Here is a 26,321-nt window from a genome sequence, read left to right as displayed (position 1 = left end):
TATGAATTGCTTTTCTATGACAACTAATGCGAAGCATTCTCACTACTATTTTCTAAATAACTTTAAAAAACACCGTTCTGCCGGGCTTTGTGCAGAAAAAAAGAAAGAAGGGATCAACCATGAATCGACCCATTACAATAAAAGTGTACGGATCAGAGGAAAAGTGCTCCGGATGCGTACAGCTTCCTTCAAGCATAGAAACAAAAGAATGGCTGGAAGCGGCGCTGCAAAGAAAATACCCGGATAAACCGCTGGATGTCGTCTATGTCGATATGTATCACCCAAACGGAAAAGAAGAAGAGGAAACGGCCCGGGACATGATAGAGAATAATAGAATTTATCCGCTTGTACTGGTAAACGGCGATATTATTGCAGAGGGAAATCCTAGACTGAAAAAAATGTATGAATATATTGAAAAGCTCCCTTCCTGAGAAGAGAGCTTTTTTAAACATTTATACGCCGTTATGGTTTTTGTACATCCAAAGAACGCCGCTTTTCAGCATACGGGCGACACGGCCTGTAACAGCAGCTTTTTCACCCATCATACCAAATCCGTGTTTTTTCCCGAGGGAACCGAGTACGCCCTTTAATTTGATTTCAGGCAGCGTCTCCGGGATGGATTCACCCTTCCATCTCTTTTTAAGAACCATCGCAATCTGTTCTGCCTGGCCTTCAGCAAGCTGGGCACTCGGCGCATGAGGAAGGCTGGCACAGTCACCGACGACAAAGACGTTTTTGTTGTCCGGCAGGTGGTGGTGGGGCGTTAGTATAACGCGGCCTCTTGGGTCTTTTTCCACGTCCATATCCCGGACTACTTTATTTGGCTGAATGCCGGCCGTCCAGATAATTACATCGGATTCGAGTGGTTCCCCGTGATTGTAAATCGTATGTTCATCCACCTGGGTGATGTCGGAGTTACTGATTACCTCTACCTGATGGTCTTCAAACCATTTCTGTACGTATCTACTCAGACGATTTGGGAACATCGGCAGAATGGTATCGCCGCGGTCAAACAAGCGGATTCTTAAATCAGAGCGGCTTTCACGGAGTTCGCTGGCGAGTTCCACCCCGCTTAGTCCCGCCCCAACAATGGAGACACTGGAGTTTGCGGGAAGGCTGTTAAGCACCTGATAGCTTTTCCGGGTCGCCTCCATTGTCTGGATGCTGTACGTGTGCTCCGCAGCGCCCGGTACTTCATGAAATTTATCTTCACAGCCAAGCCCTACAATCAGGCTGTCATAGGCTACCGGGTTTTCCCCTTTCATATGAACGAGATTACTGTCCATATCGACACGGTCAATCGTGCCAAACTGGAGGCGGAGCTGTTTGTGGGTAGGGAAAGGCACCCTTACCTGATGGTCTGATTCTGTACCGGCGGCAAGTGCATAGTATTCGGTTTTCATACAGTGGTAAGGAAGTTTATCTATAAGCACAATTTCGACGTCAGCTGGAAGATCGTTGGTGAGCAGGCGCTGCAGCAGGCGCAGGCCGCCGTACCCTCCGCCTAGTATAACAACTCTTTTCATTGTTTCATGTCCCCTTTTTGTAGTGATGCTATGGAGGCTTGTATACATCATAGCCATCATTTCTTCTATAAATTCCTCCCGGTTAACAGCAGTACTCGTTGCCAGCAGGTAATGAAAATGACTGTTCATAATATGGCTCCATGCAGGAATGTCGAGGTGAGGCTTTATTTCTCCCCGGTGTTCACTGTCATAAAGAAGCTGCTCCCAGTGGCTGCGCAGCAGCGCTTCATGCTCGACAACGTGCTGCCACACTTTTCTTGTCAGCTGCGGATTCAGCTGGTATTCTCCAAGAAAGTAGCTGACGTAGGCGCGTATTCTCGAAAATAGTGCCAGACGCTGCAGGGCATATTTATCGATATAGGATTCTACCTGGTGAAGTCTGTCTTCTGCCAGAGACTGCATGATCGATTCTTTTGTAGGAAAGTAATTAAAAAAAGTTCCTTTTGCTACGTTGGCAGCTTCGGTTATTTCCTGGACAGTCGTATCATCAAATCCTTTTTCCCGAAAGAGATAAAGCGCTTCCGAAAGAATTTTCTGTTTTGTACGTTCTTTTTTCTGCATTCTATTCATAACTCGACCTCTCCGTTGCTTCAAAGGATACTTTGTATCAAAAGTGACCCTGGTCAATTTTATTATAAAGATTTTAGATCGACATTACAACAACTGGAAAATAGTCAGAAAACTTATAATGAAGAAATAAATAGAGTAGATACGTTGACGGTTGGAAGCATAGAACGGTAGGATAATTGCAGAGCTGAAAAGAGGGTGGGAAAGCAAATGAGACCAATTATAGAGTTTTGCCTGAGTAATCTGGCCAGCGGATCCCAGGCAGCCATGGAAAAACTGGAAAGAGATCCAAACTTTGATATCATCGAATACGGCTGTCTTGGAAACTGCGGCTTATGTGCGGATACCAACTATGCGCTGGTTAATGGGGAAGTCGTTGAAGGAGAAACCCCTGATGAACTGGTCGATAATATATATCAGTATTTAGAAGAAAATCCAATGTTTTAACTGGAAGGAGATGCAGGTATGGTATTTCTAACGTTTGAAAATACATGGCCATATGAAAAGATGGGAAACGACATTTACGTACAGGAATGCCCTTACTGCGGAGAAGAGAACGTGCTGACTCATTTGACCAGGGATAATCTGCAGAGAGCAAAAGAGGAAATAAAAACACCGCTTATTATGCCGTGCTGTTTCACGCGGATGGTCATTATACAAGCAGACGAAGATTACTTTTGGACAGAGGATAAATTGAGGGGAGCAGGACGATGAAGTTTACAAAAATGCATGGGTTGGGAAACAGCTACATTTATATTGATTTATTTGAAGAGGAACTGGAAGAAAAAAGCCTGGGCGAACTTGCCGTTTACGTTTCCGACAAAAACAGGGGAATAGGGGCGGACGGATTAATTCTTATTGAACCGTCCCGGACAGAAGATGCCCGGATGAGAATATTCAATGCCGACGGCTCAGAAGCGATGACATGCGGAAACGGCCTGCGCTGCACAGCGAAGTACGTATTCGAAAAAAAGTATGTAGAAAACGAACGGTTTACGATTGAAACAAAAGGCGGCACCGTGAAAGCAACGGTACATCCGGATCACTCCAAATCGATTGTGGATATGGTTACTATTGATATGGGAGAACCGCGCCTCGCAAAGAAAAGTATTCCGATGGTATCCGGTGATCCGGATAGGGAAGCGGTCCGTGAAATGCTGGAAGCCGGCGGCACAAGCTTTGAAATAACGGCATTATCGATGGGGAACCCGCACGCTGTTCTGTTTGTAGAGAATACGGCGGAAGCGCCTGTTCATACGCTGGGTCCTCTTCTGGAAAAGCATGAAGTCTTTCCGGAACGGGCTAATATTGAATTTGTGCATGTTATATCTGAAACAGAAATGAATTTCCGCGTATGGGAGCGGGGCACCGGCGAAACACAGGCATGTGGAACAGGAGCCTGTGCAGCCGTAGCAGCAGCTATATTAAACGGAAAAATGCAGAAAAACAAAGAAATTACTGTGCACCTGCCCGGCGGTGATTTATTTATTACATGGCAGAAAGACGGCCATATCTCGATGAATGGTGCAGCAGAAACGATATGTGAAGGCACATTAAAAAACAGACCCCGGTAGGGTCTGTTTTTTTTGTAGATTAATATCTTTTAATTTCGTTGTAGAACGTGTCACGCTCGATTGGCTGCTTGTTCGCGCCTTTGATCAGGTGAACTAGTTCTTTTCTCGTTAATCCCTGGGAAGTAAGGGCACCAACAGAGTGGGAAATTCTTTCTTCAATAAGCGTGCCGTGAATATCATCCGATCCGAATGTGAGGGCCATCTGAGTAAGCTGCGGACCGATGTTAATCCAGTAAGCTTTAATATGGTCGAAATTATCAAGCATCAGACGTGATATAGCAATAGTACGCATATCGTCATAAGCAGACGTTCTCCGGTTCAGCCCGGCGCCGACTTTCCGCGGCTGCATCGCAAGCGGAATAAACACCATGAAGCCATTTGTTTTATCCTGAAGCTGGCGGAGCCGGTCCATATGGATTAAGCGTTCTTCAAACGTATCGATAGAACCATAAAGCATTGTAGCATGTGTTTTCATACCGAGATCGTGTGCAATTTCATGTGCTTCCAGCCATTCATCAGTAGAAGCCTTATCCGGGCTCATTTTAGCGCGGTAGCGTTCTGTAAGAATCTCAGCGCCGCCTCCTGGAAGAGTGTCCAGGCCGGCGTTCATGAGCTCCTGAAGCACTTCTCTCATGGAAAGGCCGGAAATTCTGGAAAAGAATTCGATTTCAGCGCCGGTATATGCTTTAATAGCGGCTGACGGATAGTGCTTCTTAAGCGCACGAATCGTGTTTAGATAGTATTCAAATCCAACTTCTACATTATGTCCGCCGACGATATGAAATTCACGGATATTATCATTCCAGCGTTTTTCAACATACTCAAGAAGCTCATCCTCATGCATTGTATAGGCGCCTTCTTCACCGGGCTTTCGTTTGAACCCGCAGAAGCTGCAGCTCGCTTCACATACATTTGTTGGATTAATGTACATATTTTCAATAAAATATACATTATTTCCATTTCTCTGCTCATTTACCTGATTTGCCAGCTGGGCTACGGTCAGCAGATCCGTTGTGTTGTATAAGTAAAGCCCGTCATCTATAGACAAGCGCTGTCCATGATTGACTTTTTCAATGATTTCTTTCATTCGTACATCTGTGTTTAATGTTACAGGCACATCCATCATCCCTTTCTAACTCCCTGTATAAACTGTTGGTTCCTCTCGACTCTGGAAAAATAGACTATATAAAATGAAACAAGTTATCCTGCTAAAAAAATATACATAATGTAGCTGCAATTTCCATTATACATCCTGGAAATAGTAAATTAAAGAGAACCGGTTTGAATATAAATTTAATCAAATAGTAATGATCTATTTATTGTTTTAAATTGGTAATTGACATATAATTGAAGAAATATATGGATAAGAAAAATTATTAAGTAAAAAGGAGGATCGTCGTGAAAATCACAGCAGAGCAAAATGAAAAAAGAATTGAAGAACTTCGTGTAAAAATGATGAATGCTGCTTCTACGTATGGATTCAGCCATCCGCTTGTTTTATATTACAGCGAAAAGCTCGACAAACATCATAACATGCTTATGGAATTACATCCACCTGCTGCTGTTTCTCAAAAAGCGGCATCCTTTCAGATCATTTGAATTTACAGGCAATAGCATATATAATTTTCTTAAAGGACAGCAATTATTCCTTAAAGGAGGACATATCATGCTAAATATTACAGAACCAGCTGCTGCTCGCGTAAGAGAGATGATGCAGGAAGAAGAAGATACAAACCTTATGCTCCGTGTAGGCGTTAAAGGCGGAGGATGCAGCGGCCTTTCATATGGAATGGGATTTGATTCTGTTAAAGAAGAAGAGGACGACGTGCTCCAAATAAGTGGACTTGACGTTATTGTAGATAAAGAAAGCGCCCCGATTTTGGATGGAGTCGTGATTGACTACAAACAAAACATGATGGGCGGCGGTTTCACCATCGACAATCCGAACGCGATCGCTTCATGCGGCTGCGGATCATCATTCCGTACAGCAACGAAAGCCGGTACGCCGGAAGATTGTTAATTTTTCTCCAATAAGGGGCAGTTAACTGCATTTATGCGGAAGGCAAGCCTCCTAAACAGCCCTCTTACCGGTAATCGACTGCCGGTAAGAGGGCTTTTTTTAATAGCCGAAATAAAAATGCATTCAGGTACGTGCGTAACGGGAGGTCAACCCGGGAGAACAGTATTACTGTGCCGTATAAAGAGGCATGCGTTCAGAGCGGTATACAATTCGGCCATCACCTTCCTGAATGCCGTTAAGTTCGAGTTCATAAACTATTTCATCTGTATCAGAAGCCAGTTCCACAATAACAGCCCGGTAGCTGTTTTCGAGTTCATTGTAACCGGACGTCAGCAGGCGGTTTCCGGTTTCATATAAATAATCAGCATCACCGACTACATTGGAAAAGAATTCTTTTCCACGATCTTCACCGTAATTCCAAACGGTTTCCACCGTGCCGTCTGTTTCGTTGATCCGGTATTGAATACCCTGGCTGAAATCTCTGCTGATAGAGTCATTGCCGCGGACGACTGCTGTATTGTTGTCAAATAAAAGAATATCTTTAGTATCCGGGTCATTGTCCTGATCCGGAAGAATCATAGGCGCATGCTGGGCACCTGGGTACTTAATAGGATCACCCACAGGCTCAAGTACTTTTTCCATCATGCTGTCCGGCCAGTCTTCCGGTGCTGCGAGAATCCAGTTAATATTCATATCCGGATACGTCAGGCTGAGAACAGCGCTTTGATGGCGTCCGGATACGAGGATACTTTCCGTTTCGGCATCATACCACACCGCATTCTGATGAAACCAGTCGCCTTCATTTTTATAGGGCCCGGCATAATTTTCGTAGACTTCGGCTGGAAAAACGTCCTTTAAATCGAGGGTTTCGACGGTTTCTCCGGTCTCGCGGTCAATTTCTACCATCGTATCTTCTACATAGGAATTACTGTTGTCATGTATGGTAACCAGGAGGTTATTGTTTGGCAGTTCAATCGCGTCATGATGAATAACGTTGTTGTCATCATAGTTGGGAACATTAATCTTATATTGGTGCTGCACTTTTCCAAGCATATCTGTTTCAAGAAGATATTCATTTCGCTCATCCGCAGATTCGGACATTCCGCGGAGCAGATTTCCGTTAGCGAGCCGTTTAAAGGCAAATCCTCCGGTCCTCGATGAATACCAGCGGATATCCCCCTGCTCATCCACCCCGTAAGGTTCTGTCACAGCAGTATTAATAAATGTAAGACCTGGTTCCATATCGGCGGGAGAACTTTCTACTATTTGTCTATCATGGGCGGATTCAAGAGTCCTATCGTTTTCTATGGAAATCGTTTTTTCCTGAATAGTTCCCTGTTGGTTCTCAGCAGTAATAGTGACTTCATTATCGCTGTTGGGATAGAGGCCGAGAACAGGCACCTCGTGTTCCTGTGCATAAGAAGAATAAGTATGTGTAATATCTTCTGCGCCTTCCCTGCTGGCCACCGTTACTGTAATCCGGCTCGGTTCCTCTGTTCGGAACTTCGCTAAGGCAGTCAATGGAGCTTCTCCGTAGGGATCCTCAATTACCATTGGATTGTCAAACGAGTAGCTGCCGTTCATATATTCCTGCTGCCATTCTTTCTCCATTTCTTCCTGTTCTTCTATTAAATCGGTTTCGCTGTTCGTTGTAGAGGCACTTTGAAAAATAGAAAAAGAAACGGTCTGATTCGTAGTTTCTGCAATAATAATCCAGACAATGCCAAGTGCGAGGATGAAAAAAGTCATTATTTTCAAAAAATACCCTCCCCATTTTTCAGATTTTTAAAGATCCTAATCTCAATTATAAGCAAAACATGTGTATTTGAATACAAAGTATTCGCATTAGAGAACAGCCAAAGCCGGGAATTTAAATACGGAAAAAGAAGTCAGAATTTATTGACATTTTATACTGTTTAGCCTACTGTTTAAGCATACAGAGGGAGTGAACAGTCTATGGAAATAAACCAGATTACAGAAAACTTAAAATTGGAACATGCGGCCTGCAGCGCGAGTGAAGAAGAAGAAAAACAGAAACTGGATTATTTTATCAGCGGGTGCAGCCAGTTTATTAAGCCCCGCCTCAAAAGCGGAAGTATTCTTATTGAAACGTGGGACAGCAGAAAAGACGTTCTGGAAGTACTCGAATTCGAATCCGGCACAAGAGCGCTAAGCAAATATACCATTGCATGTGAAAAAACTGCGCTTCCACTGGTAGGAACGTATACGGTCAGCAGAAAGGTGCTTCCGGATCATTTATCTAAAGAAATGTACTATAAAGGACCGGAAATGAAAAATGAATATTATGACTGGGGTCAGAAATTATTCAGAGGATTATCAGTTGCTCATAAAGATAACGTCGAAATTGAAATCAAAGTAGATACAAATAATCCGTACAGCAGGGATGAAACAGCAAAGAGCGAATGGATAGAGCGGCTGGAGATTTTTTCGGACCAGCTCATATAACGAAAAAAAGCCCTCCGGCTGATAGCACCGGAGGGCTTTTTTTATGCTGTTTTTTAAAACATGTGGGAGCTGTGTCCCGGCTGAAGCTTCGCATCGGGGTCAAGGTATGCTTTAGCATTGTTGACGGCTGTCGGCGCTTCACCAAAGCCGGTGGCAATCAGCTTTACTTTACCGTCATACGTTGCCACATCACCCGCGGCATAGATGCCCGGAATGTTTGTTTCCATCCGGCTGTTTACCCGGATAGTATTCTTCTCAATATCAAGTCCCCATTCTTTAATAGGGCCGAGGGAAGAAACAAAGCCGTAGTTCACGATAAGCGAGTCGATATCAACGAGTAATTTTTCGTCTCCCTTTACTTCCTGGAGTTCTACCTGCTGAATCTTCGTACCGTCTCCGTGAATCGCGGTTACCTGGTAGGGGGTCATAACCTCTACATCAGACTGTTCAAGCTGTTCTACGCTGTGTTCGTGGGCGCGGAACTTAGCACGGCGGTGCACAAGCTTTACCTCTGAAATAGGGTCAAGCATGTTTGCCCAGTCTACAGCGGAATCGCCGCCGCCGAGAATCATTACTTTCTCGTCTGCGAATGTCTGCAGATCGTTGATAAAGTAGTGGAGGTTTCCTTTTTCATAAGGATCTGCTCCGTCCACCTGAAGGCGGCGGGGCTGGAATGCACCGACGCCGGCGGTGATGATAATGGTCTTTGTATAGTGGATTTCTTTGTCTGTGTGCAGTTCAATAATATCGTCATCTACTTTAATGACATTTTCCACCGATTGTTCCAATACGACCTTGGGACCAAACGGGGTCATCTGCTCAATAAGGTTGTCGACAAGTTCCTGTGCCCTGATTTTAGGGAAGCCTGCTACATCATATATATACTTTTCCGGATAAAGAGCAGACAGCTGTCCTCCGAGCTGGGGCATGCTTTCGATAATTTTTACTTTTGACTGACGCATTCCCCCGTAGAATGCTGTAAAAAGACCGGTCGGCCCTCCGCCGATAATCGTTATATCATATATATCTTGCTCAAGTGCCACGTTATCTACCTCCAAATTATGCTGAGAAAACTACCTCTATTATACGCATATCAGGCCTTGTTTTAAAAGTCCTGCTTCTCATTCCGGATAAATGGAGAGAAAACGCTGCAATAAAAAGAGTACAGACGCAAAAAAAGGTTGAAATATGCGGGTAAAACCCATATCATTAATAATGAGATTTGTGAATATTTTACGACATTTTCATGCTTTTGTTATGATAAAGCCTGATCCTATAAACAACAAGAATATTTCTGCGTATTTGAACGTGAAATAGATCACAAACGCACGTATAAAAAATAAATTATATTCTCTAGGGAGTGACGCAACATGGCAGGAAAGCCAAATATTCTTATTTTAGGTGCAGGGTACGCCGGAATGGTTACGGCAGCGAAAATTTTCAAAAAAATTGACCAGAACCAGGCCAATGTAACATTAATCAGCAAGCATGACTATCATTATCAGACGACATGGCTGCATGAACCGGCCGCTGGTACGATGCATCCTGATCGTACAAGAATGAATATTAAAGATGTGATCGATACTACGAAAATTAAATTTATTCAAGATGAAGTAGTAGAAATTAAGCCGGCTGAAAACAAAGTAGTGCTTAAAAATACCGGCAGCGCTGAGTATGACTACATCGTTACGGGTCTTGGAGCTGTACCGGAAACGTTCGGCGTAGAGGGCGTTTTTGAACACGCATACAGCAAGTGGACACTTAATGGAGCCCGCCAGATCAAAGACCATATTGAATATATGTTCTCCAAGTACAACAACGATCCAGAGCCTAAAGAAGCAGATTTATCGTTTGCTGTAGCAGGCGCTGGTTTTACCGGTATGGAATTTATCGGTGAGCTGAGCGAACGTATACCCGAACTCAGCAAAAAATACGATATTCCAATGAATAAAATAAAGATGTATGTTGTAGAAGCTGCCCCAACGGCTCTTCCTGGATTTGACCCGGAGCTTGTAGAATATGCGATGAACCTGCTTGAAAACCGGGGAGTGGAATTTAAAATTAATACCCCGATTTCTGCGGTTACAGCAGAAGGTCTTGTGCTTAAAAACGGAGAAGAAGTTAAAGCGTCTACTGTAGTATGGGCTACCGGTGTACGCGGCAATCCTGTTATTGAGAAGTCAGGATTTGAAAACATGCGCGGCCGTGTGAAAGTAGATAAAGATCTTCGTGCGCCCGGATATGAGAACGTGTTTATTATTGGAGACTGTTCGCTTATAATTAATGAAGAAACAGAACGTCCGTATCCGCCAACGGCACAGATTGCCATGCAGCAGGCAGTAACAGTGGCCAATAACTTGAATGCATTAATTAACAATAAAGCGCTTGAAGAATTCAAGCCCGAGATTAAAGGTACCGTGGCTTCACTAGGCGGTAAAGAAGCCATTGGCGTTATCGGAAAGCGTAAAGTATTCGGCACTTCCGCCAACTTTATGAAAAAAATGATTGATAATCGTTATTTATGGATATTGGGCGGACCGGGCCTCGTGCTGAAAAAGGGGAAAAACCCATTTTAAATACGAGTCAGGACAGAACAGCTGGAAATATCGTTGAGACGGTATTTCCGGTTTTTCTCCGCTTGTGTAAGCGCGATCAATACAGGGGGTATAGAATATGACGGGAATCGGAAGCCTCCCGCAGCTGATTATTTCAATGATGCTGTTTTTGCTGCTGTTTTTTGGCATTGGTTTTCTGCTGAATATGATTTTACGATCGACGTGGGTAATGGCGATAGCATATCCGCTGATTGTGGTATGGATAGTAGACAGCCTGGGAATCTGGAGCTATTTCTCCGCGCCGGGCGCTTCTTTTTCCCAGCTTGGTGAACAGCTGCTGTCGCTGCAGATTGTGGACTATCTGATTTTAACGAGCGGATTTATAGGTGCAATTGTTGCAGGGATAGCCATTCGGATGCTGAGAGTCCGGGGGTACCAGATGTTTTAAATTAAGAAAAAAGCCGCTCCTGGTAAGGAGCGGCTTTTGTGTGCACGGATGAATAGTTATGGATGAAGCAGTACGTCCGATGAGAGGGGTTTTGGAAAGATATCCGGATGAAGAAGATAGGCCAGCTCGGCAAGGCCTGTAAAAAGCCGTGGGGAAGGCCGGCAGTACAACGGCTCCGGCAGCACATCAATGCTGCCGTTCTCCATTGCCTTCATGGACGGCCATCCTTCTCTTTTTTTCAAAAGCTCTGGCTTTACTTTATCAAAAGGAACCCCTACCCATGCAAGGCAGATACGATCCGGATCGCGTTCCCGGATTTCTTCCCATGTCGTTTTCACGCTGGCTTCTTCTTTATCGGCAAAAATATTTTCCGCCCCTGCCATAGCGCTGATTTCTGTCAGCCAGTTACCGCCTCCCGGCGTAAAAGGAGGTTTGGGCCACCATTCCCAGTAAAGTCTGGAAGGCTCGCACCTCGATGCCAGCTCATGGTACGTATCCATCATCTGGCGGCATGCATAAATAATTTCTTCTGCTTTTTCCGTAGTGCCGGTAGCCTCTCCAATGATCATCAGATCTTCCAGAACATCAGACAGGGTGTTGGGAGAGGTTAAGACGTAGGAAATACCTCTTTTATCCATTTCCTGTGTGTTTTTTTCCATGCCGGGAACGCTGTGGGAGGCTAATACTACGTCCGGCTTGAGCTCCATTACCGCATCCATATCGATGGAAAGGTCCGGTCCGAGGTCGGGAAGGTCGTTCACTTCTGCAGGCCAGTCGGAGTAAGAGTCGACCCCGACAAGATTAGAAGTGAGGCCGAGATATGCTGCTGTTTCCGTGCTGCTTGGACATAGAGAAACGATTCGGGTCATGTTCTGCACCTGCCTTTATTAGGATCCAATGAAATACATATTGGCAAAATAAGCGATAAGAATACCGAGAAGGGCACCAAAGAATACTTCCACCGGCTGATGACCGAGCAGTTCTTTCAATTCCTCCCGCTTTTCTGTTTCTTCTTTCTTCTGCCAAGTTCTGGCTTCGGTAACAAATTTATTGAAATCTACGACAAGCTGGTTAATCATTGTCGCGTGATATCCCGCATGACGGCGGACCCCGGTAGCATCAAACATGACGATAACGCCGAAAATAGTACATACAGCGAACATGGAAGAATCAAATCCCTGTTCCAGGCCGATTGCTGTACAGACGGAGGTGACGGCAGCAGAGTGCGAGCTTGGCATGCCTCCAGTACTCGTAACCAAAGTCATATCCCATTTTTTTGAAGCGATAAAGGCCAGGGGAATCTTGATGCCCTGTGCAAAAAGGATAGAAAACAAAGCTACCCATAATGGAAAGTTATTTATGATTTCCATGTAATATGATCTTCCTCTCCATTAATTTCTCCTGATACGTGATAAATGATGTTTCAGTAACTGTACGCGTACACATATACTTTTCTAATATAAAATAATAAAGGCAGAAGGCATCTTGAAATAGTTTTAAAGAACTAACTCTTTTATATTTTTCGGAAAATTGTTATAATTACAAAAACCTTTATACGTACGAAAAACATAAAGGAACAAGGAAACTTTAGTACATAATATGACAAGCCCTGTGATCATTTAACTAATTTATTATAGGATGTAAATATTCGCATCAGGATTAATTTGTTTTTATTTGTTTATTAATACTATAGGCGCAAAATATTTATATTCTGCACAAACCCTACCTTTTTACCCTATCACAGACACGCTTTCTATCACAGAACAAATGCCTGATCTTCACAAACTGTTTATAAAACAGGCAGCTGGAAAGGGGGGAAAAGAAGATAAGGAAAGAAATGACATTGATATGGACACTATACAGCTGTTTATCCTTCTTTACGGGCTTTTAAACCCGGTGACTGTATTTGAATAGAAGGAAGGGTTCTTTTACTATTATAGGTATGCCTAAAGTATCAGATAACAACTAATCAGTATACTCCTAAAGAATGGATGTCGATGTAGAATGAAAATACTTAAATGGCTGGATGTTGGTCTAAAGAGAGTGGAAGAGGCTATTTTAGCGTTGTCCATTATTACGATTACAGTCATGGTGGCAGGAAATACGGTGAGCCGTAACCTGAATATGGGAAGCTGGGCGTTCACAGAAGAAATCAGCCAGCTTGCTCTTTATATGGCAACTTTTATGGGAATAAGCTATGTAGCCAGGCAGGGCCGGCACATAAGCATGTCTGCCGTTTTTGATAATGTACCTTATAAGCCGAGAAAAGCACTTGCTCTGATTATTCCTTTTGTTACTGCCATTATTTTATTTGTTTTAGCCTTTTATTCATACGAATATGTGATGTCTGTATATAATTCAGGCCGCACGACATCCGCTCTGCGTTTTCCTTATTACTGGATGCTCATATGGGCACCTATAGGATTTACGCTCGGGGGCATTCAGTTTCTCAGGAATTTCTGGGTGAATGTAAGAAACAAAGAAGTTTACTTGGCTGCTGAACGTAAGGACTATGCTTCAGACAGCGAAGTGGAAAATCCTACAAACATATAATTCATTCAGATAGCGGGGGACACACAAATGATCTTAACACTTGTTGGAATAATGTTTGTATTCCTTATGCTGGGCTTTCCAATGATGATTCCGCTTATTCTTGCTCCACTGGTAGTCGTCATCTTTTTCTTTCCGAACGTAGAACCATTTTTTATGGTTCAGCAGATGCTGGAAGGTATTTCAAATTATGCCCTGCTGGCTGTTCCGTTATTTATTTTTGCGGCGGACATTATGTCAAAAGGGCGTACTTCCAACCGTCTTCTTGATTTTATCGGCGCGTTCGTCGGCCATCTGCGTGGTGGTTATGCGATAACAACAGCTGCCGCATGCGCTGTATTCGGCTCGATTTCAGGATCCACCCAGGCAACGGTTGTAGCCATTGGAAGACCCATGAGGGAAAGGCTCTTGAAAATTGGCTATAAGGATTCAACCGCAATTGCTTTTATTATTAATGCAAGCGACGTGGCGCTTATTATACCGCCGAGTATTGCGATGATCATTTATGCCCTAACTTCAGGCACTTCCGTAGGTGATTTATTTATTGCAGGTATTGGCCCGGGTATTCTTGTTCTTTTATGTTTTGCTCTTTACGGCTATGTTCATGCGAAAATTAATAATATACCACTGGCAGAGAAAATAAGCTGGAAACAGCGCGGTTTGGTTACATATCGAGCGATTTTACCTTTGCTTTTTCCGGTAATTATTATAGGCGGAATTTACACAGGATTATTCACGCCGACAGAAGCGGCTGCTATTTCTGTATTGTACGCTCTTCTGCTGGAAGTCGTTATCTACCGTTCCATTAAAATTATGGAAATACCAAAAGTAGCTTTATCAACCGGCCTGGTTACTTCGGCTGTGTTTATTCTCGTAGCTGGCGGGCAGGCATTTGCCTGGGCGATTCAGTTTGCGAGAATTCCCCAGCTCATTACAGATACCTTTCTTTCGGGAAGCCCTGGGCCGATATACGTTCTTATAATTGTCTCTATTTTCTTTTTTATTGGCTGTATGTTCGTCGATCCAATTGTCGTCATTCTTATTTTAACTCCTATTTTTTACCCTGCCGCGATGCAGGCAGGGGTTGACCCGGTACATCTTGGTATTGTTATTACTTTCCAGGCGGCACTCGGATCAGCCACTCCGCCGTTTGGAGTTGATATATTCACGGCCAGCGCCGTATTTAACCGATCCTACATGGATACGATACGGGGGACTCCTCCATTTATTGTAATGATGGTACTTATTGGCATTATCGTTATTATCTTTGAACCACTTTCACTTTTCCTGCTCTAGAGCGGGAGTGAATATATAGTATTTATTATACTTAAGGGGGACAACATAATGAGAAAAAGAAAGTATGGATGGCTGGCAGGTTCAGCAATGGTATCAGCGCTCGTATTATCAGCGTGCGGCGGTGGCGGCGAAGAGGAAGCCGGCGGTGATGGCGAAGAAACATATGACTGGCGTTTTGTAACGGAAGAAAACGAAGGACAGGTTCAATATGAATACGCAGAAGAGTTTGCGAATCGTTTGAATGAAAAATCAGACGGACGTATTAATATGGATGTATTTGAGTTTGGCGGACTGGGAAGCGAAGTCGACCAGGTGGAGCAGCTGCAGAACGGAGCTGTGGAATTTGCAATCGTTTCTCCCGGCTTTACAGGAACCATGGTAGAGGAGGGACAGATTTTCTCGCTTCAGTTTCTGCTTCCAGATGATCAGGAAGTTACACACCAGCTGTTAAATGAAAGTGAAGCATTAAATGAAGACCTGGCTGCATTGTATGAGGAAAGTGGTATTCTTCCACTAAGTTTCTGGACAGAGGGTGCCACTCAATGGACAGGAAACAGAGAATTAACGGAGCCGGAAGATTTTGAAGGGTTCCGCATGAGAACACAGGACTCACCATTAAATCAGCGTTCTTATGAAGCATATGGCGCCGATCCAACAGTGATGAGTGCAGGAGACCTTTATGGTGCTATGCAGCAGGGAACGGTGGATGGACAGGAAAATCCTATCTTCTTTATCCAGGATTCCTCCTACCATGAAGTACAGGATTATATGACAATTTCCAATCACAACACATATGTAGCGATGACAACAGTCAATCCTGATTTCTACAACGACCTTCCTGAAGATATTCAGGGTATGATCGATGAGACAGTTGACGAAATGCGCGATGAAAGCTACGCGCTTCAGGAACGCCTTAACGACGAATTATTAACGGATATTGAAGAAAACACAGATACACCTACGGAAATCACAGAATTGACGGAAGAACAGCGTGATGCTTTCCGTGAGCTTGCTGTGCCGCAGCGTGACTTTTTCGCAGAAAACAGCGGTGAAGATGCAGGAGCTATTTTAGAAAAGCTTGAAGGAGAAATTGAAGAGGTGGAAAGTGGAGAAACCTCCCAATAATCTATAACAGCCGAAGCGGTGATTCCGCTTCGGTTTTTACATACCGGTATGTTTGTCATCTAACTTTATTCATTGTATGATGATGAATAAGACCAGATAGAAGAGGAGTGTTATTGTGGCAAGAGTAGAAAGCTTTGAATTGGACCATACAAAAGTAAAAGCACCGTACGTCCGCCAGGCAGGAGTTCAAAAGGTTGGTACAGATGGTGTCGTAAATAAATTTGATATACGTTTCTGCCAGCCGAACAAAGATAACCTGCAGCCGCCGGTCATTCACACGCTTGAGCACCTGCTGGCGCTGAACATCCGCGATTTTGCAGAAGACTATGATCACTTTGAAGTAATTGATCTTTCTCCGATGGGATGCCAGACAGGTTTTTACCTCATTATGAATGGAGAGCCTCAGGTTTCTGAGCTTATTGATATTCTGGAAAAAACAATGCAGGCGGCTCTTCCTATTGAAGAAGTACCGGCTGCTACAGAACTGCAGTGCGGCCAGGCTAAGCTTCATGACCTGGAAGGCGCTAAGAAATGGATGAAGTATTGGCTTGATCAGGATAAAAAAGAATTAGAACAGGTATTTTAATAAAAAGCCTTCCGCGGCAGCTGCCGCAGAAGGCTTTTTTTTATGGAGCTGTTAGTTGTTTACCTGCGGTTTATTTCTTCGAGGGAAAGCTCAGCAGATGGCGTAGTGTCGGCGCCATTTACATTTTTCATTAGTTCAAGGGTGAGCTTATTGTTTTCTTCTTCATCTGACGCCATGCAGTCAGAAGGGATATACAAATTATAGGCCCTCATGTAGGCATCGTTGGCAGAAAAGTGAATGCACTTATCGCCGGATACGCCGGTCATAATAAGATTTTTGGTTTCCAGATGATCCAAAAGCAGTTCCAATGGAGTAGCAAAAAAAGCAGAAAATTGAGGTTTTAGAACGAAGTAGTCCTCATCGAGCGGTTTCATTTTTTTTGTGATATCGCTCCCGCGTTTGCTTTCATCGGCACAGGCTTCATAAATCTCACGAAAATCGCTCTGCCATCTTCCGTAGTTATCATTTACATAAATAACCGGTATACCCTGCTCGTTAGCCCGCTGCTTCAGGTCATTAATGCGATCAGCGGCTTTTGAAGCGTAAGGAAGCAGATCCTCCCCTCCTGGAAACTCGAGATCGTTAATCATATCTATAACTAACAAAGCCGTATTGGACTTTTTGTGAATGTGTGGTGCGTCGCTGCCCATCAAACATGCTCCTTTCTTTTAATAAGAGATATTTCTTTATTCCCCGGATCTGCTGAAGTTTAATCTTTTTTCACTCCAGGATATTCTGCAAATATGGTATGATAGGGGATAAATATAAGACAATAGACAGCAAGAACAGTTCTGGGAGGAGTGTGCAGGATGGATCACAAGGAGTTGGAAATCCTTCATTTGCTTGAGGGAAATGCAAGACTGGATATAGAAACGATCGCAAAAATGACAGAAATGACTATAGACGAAGTAGAGCAGATTATTCAAAAACTGGAAGATGAAAACATTATCCTTAATTATTCTACGGTTATTGACTGGAGTCAGGTGCGCCGCTATGAAGGGGTAACTGCAATGATTGATGTGAAAGTAACGCCGCAGAGAGGTGTAGGTTTTGATGAAGTAGCAGAACGCATTCACCGCTTTCCTGAGGTGAAGGCTCTTTACTTAATGTCAGGTGCCTATGATTTATCAGTAACAATTGAAGCCGGCAGAATGACAGAAATTGCGAGGTTTGTATCGGAAAAATTATCTGCGCTTGATTCGGTTATTTCAACGACTACTCACTTTCAGCTGAAAACATATAAGCATGATGGTGTCGTGTTTGGAGAGAAGCGAGAAGGCGATAAAAGAATCGTGGTGTCTCCATAATGGAATCCACTACGGGACGAAAGCAGCGTTTATCGCAGACAGTGCAGCACATTAAACCGTCAGGGATCCGCCGTTTTTTTGATATGGCCTCTACAATGGAGGATGTTATTTCATTAGGAGTGGGCGAGCCTGATTTTGTCACGCCCTGGAATGTAAGAGAGGCCAGCATTCTTTCGATGGAACGCGGGTATACGGCATATACAGCGAACGCAGGGATGCTGGAACTCAGAAAAGAAATAGCCCGTTATCTGGAAGACCGTTTTGATACACCGTACAACCCGGAATCCGAAATTGTCGTTACCGTTGGGGCAAGTGAAGCAATTGATATTGCCGTCCGGGCGATTGTTGATCCGGGAGAAGAAGTAATTGTGGTCGAACCGAGCTTTGTTTCCTATGCTCCGATTGTGTCTCTGGCGGGGGGCGTACCGGTTTCCGTGCAGACCAAAAAAGAAAATGGATTTAAACTAACGCCTGCTGAATTAAAAGAGGCGATTACACCCAAAACAAAAGCTGTGATTGTCTGTTTTCCGAACAACCCAACCGGAACAATCCTGGAAGAATCGGAGCTTCTGGAACTTTCGGCGGTTATCAAGGAACATGATTTAATGGTGATTTCTGATGAAATCTACGCAGAGCTCAGTTATGATACGAAGCACTATAGTTTCCCTAAAATTGAAGGTATGAAAGACCGTACCATTTTAATATCCGGTTTCTCCAAAGCATTTGCTATGACAGGGTGGAGAGTGGGCTATGTCTGCGCCCCGGAAGATATTTCTGCAGCAATGCTTAAGATTCATCAATATACGATGATGTGTGCCTCCACGCTGGCGCAGTTCGGAGCGCTGGAAGCACTGCGTGACGGACAGGATGATGTGAAACGGATGGTCATCAGCTACCGGCAGCGCCGCAATTATATGATTGAAGCTTTTAAAGAGATCGGACTGGACTGCCATGTACCGGGCGGCGCTTTTTATCTGTTTCCTTCCATTCAGAACACAGGACTTAATTCAGAAGAATTTGCGGAGCAGCTGTTAAAAGAAGAACAGGTAGCTGTCGTTCCGGGCAGTGTGTTTGGAGAAGGCGGAGAAGGCTATGTCCGCTGTTCTTATGCAACTTCCATGGATTCTTTAAAAACGGCAGTAAGCCGGATAGAACGATTTTTATCCAAACGAAAAGCTGCGCAGTAAAAAAGCGGACCCCGCTAATTAACGGGGCCCGCTTTTTGCTGCTATAGAAAACCAAGCAAGTCAAGCATTGCTATAACAATAGCAGCAGGCGTGACATACTTTATAAGAAAGTACCAGACTTCAAAATAACGCGTATGCAGGCTGGTGCCTGTCAGCAGTTCATGCTTCAATTCAGGCTTCTTCATCTTTAAAGGCACAAAAATAGAAATGAGAAGCGCACCGAGGGGAAGCAGGATATTGCTGACAAGAAAGTCGATTTGATTAAAAAACGTATCTCCGAACACATCCCAGTCTGCTAGCACCCCAAAAGAAAGGTTGGAAGGAATACCAAGCAGGAAAACGGCAAGACCGGCGATCCAGGCCGCTTTCTTCCGGCGCTGTTTATTGTTTTTAGCCGCGGTTGTTACTACAATTTCCAACAGAGAAAAAGCAGAAGTCAGCGTTGCGAATAATAAAAGCATTAAAAAAAGGCTTAAAAACAGCCCGCCAAAAGCAATCTCGCTGAAAACGGCAGGAAGTACGGTGAAAATGAGACTTGGTCCTTCATCCGGCTGGAGGCCGAAAGCAAAGACGCCCGGGAAAATAGCCAGTCCGGCAAGAAAGGCAATTAGAATACTAAGGCCGACGACGGAACCGGCAGAATGAATCAGGCTGTCCTGTTTTGACAGGTAGGAGCTGTAGGTGATCATGATAGAAACACCGAGGCTTAGCGAAAAGAAAGCCTGTCCTAAAGCAAATAATACCGTTTCTCCGGTAACCTGGCTGAAGTCAGGCGATAAGAAGAAAGATATGCCTTCCGCTGCGCCATCAAGCGTCACAGCGCGGACAACAAGCAGCAAAAATATAATGAACAGCAGCGGCATCATAATCGTACTCGCCCGTTCAATCCCTTTTTGAATGCCTTTTTGTACAACAAGAATAGTAATAATAATAAATACGAGATGAGCGGCGCCTACTTCCCAAGGATTAGAGATAATTGAAGCAAACAGCTCGCTGTATTCTCCGCTGGAGCGGCCGGTCAGGCTTCCGAAGATGCTCCGGAATAAATATGTAACGATCCAGCCGCCGACGACGGCGTAAAAAGAAAGAATCAAACAGCACGACACAACTCCCAATACACCAATCATATACCAGGAGGAGTTCGGAGCGAGTTCTTTAAAAGCGGAAATAGGATCCTTCTGCGTCTTTCTTCCAATAATAAACTCTGCAAGCAGCAGGGAGCTGCCCAGCAGAAGTGTAAACAAGAGAAAAATTAGAAAAAAGGCCCCTCCGCCATTTACCCCTGCTACATATGGAAGCCGCCAGACGGCGCCAAGCCCTACAGCCGATCCGGCGGCTGCCAGAATAAATCCAATTTTGGATGTCCATTGTTCTCGTGCCTGTTTCACTTTATATACCTGCTTTCTCCTATAGAAAATGGTTAGTTCGTTTTAATTCACAGTGTTAAAGAGTAGCTGAATTTTTGTCTTTTTGTCAAGCAGACTATCGAAAAATAAGAAGAATACAGCAGAAAAATATTCAGGGTTCAAATTGCAGGAAAATAGGAAATATGGTATAATTGTTAAGTTAATAAATAGTTATAGGAGATGTTTGCATGACGGTAGAGCAGTATGAAGTTGGTAGCACTGTTGAAGGAAAGGTAACCGGGATTAAACCTTTCGGAGCTTTTGTTGCCCTTGACACAAAAAAACAAGGTTTGGTTCATATCTCTGAAGTAGCGCATGGGTATGTGAAAGATATAAATGACGTACTTTCTGTCGGTGACGAGGTAAAAGTTAAAATTAAGTCTATTGAAGAATCTTCCGGGAAAATTTCTCTTTCTATCCGTGATACTCAGGAAGCTCCAGAGAAACCCGAAAGAAAAGAAAGAAAAGATTTCGGAAGCAGCGGCCGCGGTGCAGGATACGCAGGCGCTTCCAAGAGTGCTCCAGTCCAGCAGAAAGCTCAGGGCTTTAACACACTTGAAGACAAGCTTAAAGACTGGTTGAAGCAGTCCAACGAAATCCAGGCAGATCTTAACAAAAGAATCCGCAAGTAGAAAGCAGCAGCTGTTCATTAACGAACAGCTGCTTTTCTTATACGCCAAACCAATCATTTTTCTATTAACGGCATGATCCTGTAAAAAAATCTTGCTTTGCCTCCATTCCTTCTTTACATTGGAATAGAGGATATAAATGGAAGGAGCACGATGAAATATGTCAAATCATATTCGTTTGGATTACAGCAATGCGCTTGGTTTTTTTAAAGAAGAAGAACTAGAGCAGGCACAAGCTGCGGTTTCTACTGTTCATAAACAGATTCATGAAAAAACCGGTGTCGGAAGTGAATACTTAGGATGGGTCGATCTGCCGGAAGATTACGATCAGGAAGAATTCGCAAGAATCCAGCAGGCAGCAGAACGGATCCGGAGCCATTCGGACGTGCTGATTGTTATTGGTATCGGCGGTTCCTACCTTGGAGCAAAAGCGGCATTGGAAAGTCTTTCCCACAGCTTCCGCAACCAGCAGTCAGGGGAAGACCGTACAGGGCCGGAAGTATATTTTGCCGGACACCAGATGAGCCAGGCATATCTCCGCGATCTTCTGCAGATTATCGAAGGCAAAGATGTATCCGTTAATGTTATTTCCAAATCAGGAACAACGACAGAGCCGGCTATTGCGTTTCGGGTGTTTAAAGAATGGCTGGAAAACAAATATGGCCAGGAAGAAGCAGCAAAGCGTATATTCGCGACTACAGACAAAAGCAAAGGGGCGCTCAAGACATCTGCTGACGGCCAGGGATATGAAACCTTTGTTGTGCCTGATGATGTAGGAGGACGCTATTCTGTTCTCACAGCAGTAGGCCTTCTTCCAATAGCAGCAGCAGGGCTGGATATTGAACAAATGATGCAGGGCGCCCGGGATGCAAGAAATGAGCTGGGCAGTGAAAGCCTCTCAGATAACGATGCCTACCAGTATGCAGTTATCCGTCAGGCATTTTACGCCAAAGGATATGTAACAGAGCTTCTTGTGAACTATGAGCCGCGCCTGCACTTTGTCAGTGAATGGTGGAAGCAGCTGTTCGGTGAGAGCGAGGGCAAAGACAATAAAGGCCTTTTCCCGGCTGCCGTTGATTTCTCAACAGATCTTCATTCGATGGGACAGTATGTGCAGGAAGGCAGACGAAATTTATTTGAAACAGTGCTGCATGTAAACTATACCGGCGAAGACATCCTGATTAAAGAAGACAAAGATGATTTGGATGGATTGAACTATCTGGCCGGAGAGTCGATTGATTACGTAAATAAAAAAGCATTTCAGGGAACTCTGTTAGCCCACACTGACGGACAGGTGCCTAACCTCATTGTTGAAATACCTGAAATGAACGAATACTATTTCGGTTATCTTGTATATTTCTTTGAAAAAGCATGCGCAATGAGCGGTTACCTGATGGGTGTGAATCCGTTTGACCAGCCCGGAGTGGAAGCTTACAAGCAGAACATGTTTGCTCTTCTTGGCAAGCCCGGATTTGAGGACCGGAAAGCAGAACTTGAAAAACGATTAAAATAAAAATAAAGCAGAGCATCCGTTCTCTAAGCAGAGGGCGGATGTTCCTATTAAAAGGCGGGGCTTATGTTTATTGAAGCAGTCATATTCGGTATTGCCATCTTTATTGGATGGATGATTCTTGATCTGGTACGGGAAAAGTCATTTCGCAAAGAAAGTATTTATCAATCCTTCATTACCGGCATTGCAGCGGCATTGGGATGGATTGTGCTGGAATTAATTTTTTAACGTTGAAGAATTATGTATCGAAGTAAGCGAAAATTAAGTTTTGATCGAATTGCCACTGGAATAAATCCTATGTAGGAGCAAAACACTCATGCGCGCGCAACAGCGGAATGTTTGCCGAATTTTATTAATTAACTTGTAAAAAGCTTCCATAACCAAGAGCCTAAACTTTTGAAAAATTCTCCGATAATTTGAAGTTCCATACTAGAAATATTTTCAGCTGCTTCATTCATTCTAAAAAGAAAGTTTATTACGTTTATTACTTTGTCGCTTATAGTGAAAAACTTCTTTACTGGCTCACTTTGTAGAACGTCTATTAATCGGTAATAAGTTGACTGGAACATATTTACTTTCTTAGGTGTTACTGTTTCCATTCGTGGAATAGTAGCCATTACGCTGTATTTAGGCACAAGGGAACGTTGCAGTGCAGCGAATGTTTCACGACGAATTCTTGCTTGCCTAGCCACCATAGCTATTAGTTCACGATGAGGTTGAGTGAGGGATTTGATTAATTCTGTATTAATCCCGGCGAATTGACTTTTAAAACGATTGATAGCTTCTATTTGTTGCATTGCTAACTGCATATTAATGCCTTTTAATATTTTTGCTTGATTACTAGCTTGATTAATAGTCGCCATTTGATACTGATTCATTCCATATTCCATTATGTTCACCCCCTCTCTATACAGACAATTATACAATACCTTTTTTTGCCAAATCAATATATAGTATTTATAATTTATATATTGACACTATATATAGTTTTAAAATCTCTTTTTATAAATTTGTCAACTTCTTAAAAGCATGAAAAACGAAGCAGTCGGCTGTTATTTGACTATATTCTACTAATAATAGCGCTATTTGATTAAATCTATTTCTTGCGTAGTAAAACGAAATTTGTATTGTATAAAAATCATCGCAATATACGATTCAAAACACCGGCTTAAAATATTATAATAATTTTTAAAATAACTATTGCGTTAAGCGCCCTTGATAGCGTAAAATACTTTCTTGTAGGCGAAAAACATCTCGATTAAAGACGTAATGTTATCGGGTTTATAACGTTTATGAAAATGGGGCATTAGCTCAGCTGGGAGAGCGCTTGGCTGGCAGCCAAGAGGTCAGCGGTTCGAGCCCGCTATGCTCCACCATACATATAGGACTAACAGCAATGGTTTGAGATACACTCAGCCCATTGCTGTTTTTTTATATTTTCATCGAAAAGCAGCAATTTTTGTGACCCGTTTTCTCTTTTATTTCGTTAGCTTTGTAGCAAAGACAAAAGACCCGGTAACCACATTTAGAAAGCTGGAGGGGAGCTTTACAGATGAAATATGCGATTAATCGTTATCTTCATTTGGTGGATGAGCAGATGCTGCTGGAGCTTATGGATAAACCGACGCATGCCATTACGGCGGAAATGAGACTGATTAAGCGGACGATGCAGATGGCCGGACAGTTTGAAGGGTTCAAAAATGAAGTAACCAAAGAAATGAAGAAGCAGAAAAGCACAGGATAGGAGAATTCTCCCGTTCTGTGCTTTTTATACAGCCGAAAGGCCGGCTTTCCGGCGGGCTCTGCTTATAAAGTATTTACCGGTTATTCGTTTCGTATCGCTCGAAGGAATCGAGAGCTCCTGCCAGTGTCCATTAATCTCCACGTGAAACAGCAGAACTTCTGTTTTATAAGTAGAAGGAAAGACAACGCGGAGCTGCTTTTGTTTCATCTCCTGTTCAAGATGTGCAATATGATGGTTCAGGTCTTCCATTAATTCTTTGAAATACAGCTGGTAGTGGAGCCCGAGTGCCAATTGCTTATTCAACTGCCTGCAATCGCGCTGTAATGCTTTTAAAAGAAAAATAGAATAAATATAATTGTCGATTAATCCCTGGCAGTCTTCATTCATGATGAATCGCCTCCCCTTGTTCTCTTACTTATTAGTATACACGAACATGTGTTCTTTTAAACGTGTTTAACCATATAATCTTCTCAGGTAGGATAATAAACCAGCGACAGAAGAAGATACGACCCCTTCCTCTTGAAAAATAAGCATAAAAGAGGCAAACTAAAGAAAGATATATGGAGAATATGAAAACAACAGCTATTGGGAGGCCTGCAGGACATGGTTTTTGAAAATGTAATAGATCGAAAGAAAACGAACTCAATGAAATGGGACTTTACAGCAGAACGCTACGGATCAAGTGATTTATGGCCAATGTGGGTAGCCGATATGGATTTTCAGGCACCTCGGCATGTGCTCGATGAAATGCAGAAAATTGTAGATCACGGTGTGTTTGGTTATCACCGCAGGCCCGAAAGCCTTCAGGAAGCAACACTCGCGTGGATTGAAAAGCGCTTTAACTGGAAAGTGGAAAAGGAGCAGCTTGCCTTTACGCCGGGAGTCGTTCCTGCCATTAGTCATTTAATTCAGACCTTTACAGAAAAAGGCGACGGCGTGATTATCCAGCCGCCGGTTTACTACCCGTTCTACGCACTTATTGATAATAATGAACGCAAAATGATGAAAAATCCTTTAAAAGAAACAGACGAAGGGTTTACGTTCGACCTGGAAAATCTCGAAGAACAGATGAAGCAGGGAGCGAAAATGCTTCTGCTTTGCAGCCCGCACAATCCGATCGGACGTGTCTGGGAAAAAGAAGAACTGCAGGGGGTAGCTGCTCTTTGTAAACAATATGGCGTGTTTGTCGTGTCTGATGAAATACACGCAGATTTGATTCTGGAAGGCACGCACACTCCGTTTTCCACCATAGCAAAAGAGCATGGCGTGGAAACGATGACGTGCATGGCGCCAAGCAAAACCTTTAATCTGGCTGCTTTATCTTTATCATACGTTGTATTTGACCAGGTCGACTCCAGAAAAGCCTATGAAAAACATCTGGCAGACGAATTTGTAGAAATTAACAACCCGTTTGCAACGGCTGCAGCAGAAGCGGCCTATCGTGAAGGCGAAGAATGGCTGGAAGAGCTGCTTGCATACCTTCGTGGGAACGTGGAATACGTTAAAGATTATGTGGAAAGCAATATGCCGGATCTTCATGTGATCAAGCCGCAGGGCACCTATTTAATCTGGATTGATATGAGGGCCCTCGGTCTTTCTGCCACGGAGCAGCAGAACTGGCTGCGTGAAGAAGGCAGGCTGGCGGTAAGTGACGGCCACATTTTTGGAACAGAAGGAGCAGGTTTTATCCGTATTAATGTAGCCTGCCCCCGTGCCAACGTAGAAGAAGGTCTCCAGCGTCTATATAAAGCGTATCAGGCTCTTTAAGATAACGGGCATCAGAAAGAGGCCGGCTTCGGCCTCTTTTACATAGAATGACAGCGGG

General features: G+C 43.6%; 30 protein-coding genes, 1 tRNA gene and 1 pseudogene. 21 read left to right on the top strand and 11 right to left on the bottom strand.

Annotated features, from left to right (window positions below):
* Positions 1–119: 119 nt before the first annotated feature.
* Entirely contained in the window at positions 120–431 is a 312-nt protein-coding gene (locus ATL39_RS16210; protein ID WP_120194419.1) for a DUF1462 family protein, read from the top strand.
* A 21-nt stretch (positions 432–452) separates the two neighbouring features.
* Here ATL39_RS16210 and ATL39_RS16205 read toward each other — a convergent pair whose 3' ends face one another.
* Positions 453–1,526, bottom strand: coding sequence for an NAD(P)/FAD-dependent oxidoreductase (locus tag ATL39_RS16205; protein WP_425453036.1), 1,074 nt, complete (start codon positions 1,524–1,526; stop codon positions 453–455).
* Positions 1,527–1,934: 408 nt separating this feature from the next.
* Positions 1,935–2,087: pseudogene (locus ATL39_RS17715) on the bottom strand (TetR/AcrR family transcriptional regulator); the annotation flags it as partial.
* A gap of 216 nt (positions 2,088–2,303) precedes the next feature.
* On the opposite strand from ATL39_RS17715, the gene ATL39_RS16200 reads away from it, so the two are divergent.
* Genes ATL39_RS16200 through dapF form a run of 3 tightly spaced genes read left to right on the top strand, consistent with a single transcriptional unit; the run spans position 2,304 to position 3,667 of the window.
* A complete protein-coding gene (locus ATL39_RS16200) occupies positions 2,304–2,540 on the top strand; it encodes a YuzB family protein (protein ID WP_120194417.1) in 237 nt (78 codons plus the stop codon).
* 18 nt (positions 2,541–2,558) lie between these two features.
* Positions 2,559–2,807: a hypothetical protein gene (locus tag ATL39_RS16195; RefSeq protein ID WP_120194416.1), complete on the top strand. Its 249-nt coding sequence runs from the start codon at positions 2,559–2,561 to the stop codon at positions 2,805–2,807.
* Complete coding sequence (dapF, locus tag ATL39_RS16190) at positions 2,804–3,667, top strand: diaminopimelate epimerase (protein WP_120194415.1); 864 nt, start codon at positions 2,804–2,806, stop codon at positions 3,665–3,667. The genes ATL39_RS16195 and dapF overlap by 4 nt, the downstream gene beginning before the upstream one ends.
* Before the next feature lie 19 nt (positions 3,668–3,686).
* Here the strand turns inward: dapF and mqnE are convergent, their stop codons facing one another.
* Complete coding sequence (gene mqnE / locus ATL39_RS16185) at positions 3,687–4,793, bottom strand: aminofutalosine synthase MqnE (RefSeq protein WP_245961016.1); 1,107 nt, start codon at positions 4,791–4,793, stop codon at positions 3,687–3,689.
* A gap of 272 nt (positions 4,794–5,065) precedes the next feature.
* Here mqnE and ATL39_RS16180 point away from each other — a divergent pair, with 272 nt between their 5' ends.
* Positions 5,066–5,266, top strand: a complete 201-nt coding sequence (locus ATL39_RS16180; RefSeq protein WP_245961015.1) for an aspartyl-phosphate phosphatase Spo0E family protein — start codon at positions 5,066–5,068, stop codon at positions 5,264–5,266.
* Between the two features lie 67 nt (positions 5,267–5,333).
* Entirely contained in the window at positions 5,334–5,687 is a 354-nt protein-coding gene (locus ATL39_RS16175; RefSeq protein WP_120194414.1) for a HesB/IscA family protein, read from the top strand.
* A gap of 165 nt (positions 5,688–5,852) precedes the next feature.
* Here the strand turns inward: ATL39_RS16175 and ATL39_RS16170 are convergent, their stop codons facing one another.
* Positions 5,853–7,436, bottom strand: a complete 1,584-nt coding sequence (locus ATL39_RS16170; protein WP_245961017.1) for an aryl-sulfate sulfotransferase — start codon at positions 7,434–7,436, stop codon at positions 5,853–5,855.
* Positions 7,437–7,643: 207 nt separating this feature from the next.
* On the opposite strand from ATL39_RS16170, the gene ATL39_RS16165 reads away from it, so the two are divergent.
* Positions 7,644–8,153, top strand: a complete 510-nt coding sequence (locus ATL39_RS16165) for a hypothetical protein (protein WP_120194412.1) — start codon at positions 7,644–7,646, stop codon at positions 8,151–8,153.
* A gap of 53 nt (positions 8,154–8,206) precedes the next feature.
* On the opposite strand, the gene ATL39_RS16160 is transcribed toward ATL39_RS16165, so the two are convergent.
* Positions 8,207–9,196, bottom strand: a complete 990-nt coding sequence (locus tag ATL39_RS16160) for an NAD(P)/FAD-dependent oxidoreductase (protein ID WP_120194411.1) — start codon at positions 9,194–9,196, stop codon at positions 8,207–8,209.
* Positions 9,197–9,523: 327 nt separating this feature from the next.
* Between ATL39_RS16160 and ATL39_RS16155 the strand changes: the two genes are divergently transcribed.
* The gene (locus tag ATL39_RS16155; RefSeq protein ID WP_120194410.1) at positions 9,524–10,729 is read left to right on the top strand and encodes an NAD(P)/FAD-dependent oxidoreductase; all 1,206 of its coding nucleotides are present in this window, start codon (positions 9,524–9,526) and stop codon (positions 10,727–10,729) included.
* 97 nt (positions 10,730–10,826) lie between these two features.
* A complete protein-coding gene (locus ATL39_RS16150; RefSeq protein ID WP_120194409.1) occupies positions 10,827–11,156 on the top strand; it encodes a YuiB family protein in 330 nt (109 codons plus the stop codon).
* 56 nt (positions 11,157–11,212) lie between these two features.
* On the opposite strand, the gene ATL39_RS16145 is transcribed toward ATL39_RS16150, so the two are convergent.
* Positions 11,213–12,025 (bottom strand): cobalamin-binding protein, encoded by an 813-nt coding sequence (locus tag ATL39_RS16145; RefSeq protein ID WP_120194408.1) that lies wholly within the window; start codon positions 12,023–12,025, stop codon positions 11,213–11,215.
* 18 nt (positions 12,026–12,043) lie between these two features.
* Positions 12,044–12,526, bottom strand: coding sequence for a divergent PAP2 family protein (locus tag ATL39_RS16140; RefSeq protein WP_120194407.1), 483 nt, complete (start codon positions 12,524–12,526; stop codon positions 12,044–12,046).
* A 634-nt stretch (positions 12,527–13,160) separates the two neighbouring features.
* Here ATL39_RS16140 and ATL39_RS16130 point away from each other — a divergent pair.
* From ATL39_RS16130 to ATL39_RS16115, 4 genes are all read left to right on the top strand, one after another.
* A complete protein-coding gene (locus ATL39_RS16130; RefSeq protein ID WP_120194405.1) occupies positions 13,161–13,709 on the top strand; it encodes a TRAP transporter small permease in 549 nt (182 codons plus the stop codon).
* Positions 13,710–13,736: 27 nt separating this feature from the next.
* Positions 13,737–15,002, top strand: coding sequence for a TRAP transporter large permease (locus ATL39_RS16125; RefSeq protein ID WP_120194404.1), 1,266 nt, complete (start codon positions 13,737–13,739; stop codon positions 15,000–15,002).
* 48 nt (positions 15,003–15,050) lie between these two features.
* Entirely contained in the window at positions 15,051–16,127 is a 1,077-nt protein-coding gene (locus ATL39_RS16120; RefSeq protein ID WP_120194403.1) for a DctP family TRAP transporter solute-binding subunit, read from the top strand.
* 115 nt (positions 16,128–16,242) lie between these two features.
* Positions 16,243–16,713, top strand: coding sequence for an S-ribosylhomocysteine lyase (locus ATL39_RS16115; RefSeq protein ID WP_120194402.1), 471 nt, complete (start codon positions 16,243–16,245; stop codon positions 16,711–16,713).
* Between the two features lie 59 nt (positions 16,714–16,772).
* Here the strand turns inward: ATL39_RS16115 and ATL39_RS16110 are convergent, their stop codons facing one another.
* On the bottom strand, positions 16,773–17,363 hold the full coding sequence (locus ATL39_RS16110) for a cysteine hydrolase family protein (protein ID WP_120194401.1): 591 nt from the start codon (positions 17,361–17,363) through the stop codon (positions 16,773–16,775).
* 159 nt (positions 17,364–17,522) lie between these two features.
* On the opposite strand from ATL39_RS16110, the gene ATL39_RS16105 reads away from it, so the two are divergent.
* Together ATL39_RS16105 and ATL39_RS16100 are read left to right on the top strand one after the other, a co-directional pair.
* Positions 17,523–18,020 (top strand): Lrp/AsnC family transcriptional regulator, encoded by a 498-nt coding sequence (locus ATL39_RS16105; protein WP_120194400.1) that lies wholly within the window; start codon positions 17,523–17,525, stop codon positions 18,018–18,020.
* Positions 18,020–19,207, top strand: a complete 1,188-nt coding sequence (locus tag ATL39_RS16100) for an aminotransferase (protein WP_120194399.1) — start codon at positions 18,020–18,022, stop codon at positions 19,205–19,207. The genes ATL39_RS16105 and ATL39_RS16100 overlap by 1 nt, the downstream gene beginning before the upstream one ends.
* 41 nt (positions 19,208–19,248) lie before the next feature.
* On the opposite strand, the gene ATL39_RS16095 is transcribed toward ATL39_RS16100, so the two are convergent.
* Complete coding sequence (locus ATL39_RS16095) at positions 19,249–20,595, bottom strand: sodium-dependent transporter (protein ID WP_120194398.1); 1,347 nt, start codon at positions 20,593–20,595, stop codon at positions 19,249–19,251.
* 206 nt (positions 20,596–20,801) lie between these two features.
* Between ATL39_RS16095 and yugI the strand changes: the two genes are divergently transcribed.
* From yugI to ATL39_RS17495, 3 genes are all read left to right on the top strand, one after another.
* Positions 20,802–21,245 carry a S1 domain-containing post-transcriptional regulator GSP13 gene (gene yugI / locus ATL39_RS16090; RefSeq protein WP_120194397.1) on the top strand — a complete coding sequence of 148 codons (444 nt, stop codon included), beginning with the start codon at positions 20,802–20,804 and terminating at the stop codon, positions 21,243–21,245.
* A gap of 157 nt (positions 21,246–21,402) precedes the next feature.
* Entirely contained in the window at positions 21,403–22,755 is a 1,353-nt protein-coding gene (locus ATL39_RS16085) for a glucose-6-phosphate isomerase (RefSeq protein WP_120194396.1), read from the top strand.
* Between the two features lie 63 nt (positions 22,756–22,818).
* Positions 22,819–22,980, top strand: a complete 162-nt coding sequence (locus ATL39_RS17495; RefSeq protein WP_170146970.1) for a hypothetical protein — start codon at positions 22,819–22,821, stop codon at positions 22,978–22,980.
* 128 nt (positions 22,981–23,108) lie between these two features.
* Here the strand turns inward: ATL39_RS17495 and ATL39_RS16080 are convergent, their stop codons facing one another.
* Entirely contained in the window at positions 23,109–23,642 is a 534-nt protein-coding gene (locus ATL39_RS16080; RefSeq protein WP_120194395.1) for a hypothetical protein, read from the bottom strand.
* Positions 23,643–24,052: 410 nt separating this feature from the next.
* Between ATL39_RS16080 and ATL39_RS16075 the strand changes: the two genes are divergently transcribed.
* A tRNA-Ala gene (locus ATL39_RS16075) sits at positions 24,053–24,128 on the top strand.
* A gap of 176 nt (positions 24,129–24,304) precedes the next feature.
* Complete coding sequence (locus ATL39_RS16070) at positions 24,305–24,496, top strand: hypothetical protein (RefSeq protein ID WP_120194394.1); 192 nt, start codon at positions 24,305–24,307, stop codon at positions 24,494–24,496.
* A 24-nt stretch (positions 24,497–24,520) separates the two neighbouring features.
* On the opposite strand, the gene ATL39_RS16065 is transcribed toward ATL39_RS16070, so the two are convergent.
* Positions 24,521–24,883: a YhjD family protein gene (locus ATL39_RS16065; protein ID WP_120194393.1), complete on the bottom strand. Its 363-nt coding sequence runs from the start codon at positions 24,881–24,883 to the stop codon at positions 24,521–24,523.
* A gap of 216 nt (positions 24,884–25,099) precedes the next feature.
* Here ATL39_RS16065 and ATL39_RS16060 point away from each other — a divergent pair, with 216 nt between their 5' ends.
* On the top strand, positions 25,100–26,263 hold the full coding sequence (locus tag ATL39_RS16060; protein WP_120194392.1) for a MalY/PatB family protein: 1,164 nt from the start codon (positions 25,100–25,102) through the stop codon (positions 26,261–26,263).
* Positions 26,264–26,321: the final 58 nt, after the last annotated feature.

It is taken from the genome of Sinobaca qinghaiensis, assembly GCF_003610495.1.
In the GTDB taxonomy this organism is placed as follows: Bacteria; Bacillota; Bacilli; order Bacillales; family Marinococcaceae; genus Sinobaca; species Sinobaca qinghaiensis.
Note: the sequence above shows the minus strand (reverse complement) of the source record. Positions and strands in the feature narration are given on the sequence as shown.